Source organism: Rhodopirellula maiorica SM1 (assembly GCF_000346295.1).
GTDB classification, from domain to species: Bacteria; Planctomycetota; Planctomycetia; order Pirellulales; family Pirellulaceae; genus Novipirellula; species Novipirellula maiorica.
On sequence record NZ_ANOG01000551.1, the window covers coordinates 1 to 1,486 of the forward strand.

General features: G+C 55.7%; 1 protein-coding gene. It reads left to right on the plus strand.

Going from position 1 to position 1,486, the window contains the following annotated elements; genetic code table 11:
• Positions 1-90: 90 nt before the first annotated feature.
• Positions 91-1,470 (plus strand): transposase, encoded by a 1,380-nt coding sequence (locus tag RMSM_RS17825; RefSeq protein ID WP_008699172.1) that lies wholly within the window; start codon positions 91-93, stop codon positions 1,468-1,470.
• Positions 1,471-1,486: the final 16 nt, after the last annotated feature.

Genomic DNA, 1,486 nt, shown 5'->3' on the forward strand with positions numbered 1-1,486 from the left:
GACCAGACCTTCCAACATTGGTCTAACTTATTTTCTTGACGCAGCTTAACATAGGGGCGAACGTTGACTCGCCGGCCAAGGAGGGCTGCCATGGAATATTCGATCTTTCAAGATTCCGTCTTTCAGAATTTCGTCGCTGAAGCCCCGATCGCTACCGTGGCTCAGATGATCATGCGACGGTTGATCGAGCCCGAGGCGGTCAATCAGATCTTCGACGATAACGCCGAGCTTCAGTACGAGCGGACGCAGATGTTTTCGACGATTACCTCGGTGATGGCGAGCGTCATCCTGGGCCAGAACCCCAGCGTTTATGCGGCCCACAAGAAACATGCCGAGAAGCTGGGGGCCTCCTGCACCGCTCTGTACAACAAGCTCCAACGGATCGAACCGGCAACGTCGCGCGGGCTCGTTCAGCACAGCTATCACCGCGCCGTCGAGATTCAGAAGACCCTTGGCGGTGTCGAGCGGAACGACGTGGCCGGCTATCAAACCCGCATCCTCGACGGAAACCACCTCGGCAAAACCGAGCACCGGATCAAAGAGACTCGGGACCTTGTCGCCGGCCCATTGCCCGGAAAATCGTTGGCTGTTTTGGATCCGCGATTCAAAGCCATCTGCGATTTCGTCCCCATCGAAGACGGCTACGCTCAAGAACTTTCGGGCCTGGATCAGATCATCGAAACGCTGGCGGCCAAGCAATTGTGGATCGCCGATCGGAATTTCTGCACGTTGAAGTTCGTGTACGCGATCGCGGCAAAGAGTGGCTGCTTTGTGATTCGGCAACACGGCAAACTCAAAGGCACGATCAAGGGCAAAGAGAAAAAGATCGGCAAAACCGAGACCGGAGTTGTTTACGAAAACCAGCTCATCCTTCCCGAGTACGAGGGCGAACAGATGACCGTCCGGCGCGTGGTGATCCAGCTCAATACGCCCACGCGTGACGGTGATACCGAGATGGTGATCCTGACGAATTTGCCGATCGAGGATGCCGACGCGGTGCGGGTAGCGGAGCTGTACCGCGACCGCTGGAAGGTGGAGACGGCGTTCTTGCACATGACGCTGCACCTAAACTGCGAGATCAACGCGTTGTGTTATCCGGCGGCTTCGTTGTTCTGTTTCGCGGTGTCGATCGTGTCCTTCAATGCGTTGTCGGTAATCAAGTCGATTGTCGCACGCGTACATAGTCGCGAGGCGAGCGAGTCGCTCTCGCACTTTTACCTATGCGATGAGATTGCCCGTGACAGTCGTGGCCTGTTGATCGCGTTGCCAGAGCCACGATGGGATGAAGTGACGCGGATGCCACTGCAGAAGTACTGTGACGAACTGATCCGGATTGCCGGCTCGATGAAGATCAAACGCTACCGCAAATCAGTTCGCGGCCCGAAGAAGCCACCGCCGAAAAAGAAAGGCAACAAACGAACGGTTCATGTCTCAACTCAACGATTACTCGAAAAACGCAAGGAATCATGATGTTGGAAGGTCTGGT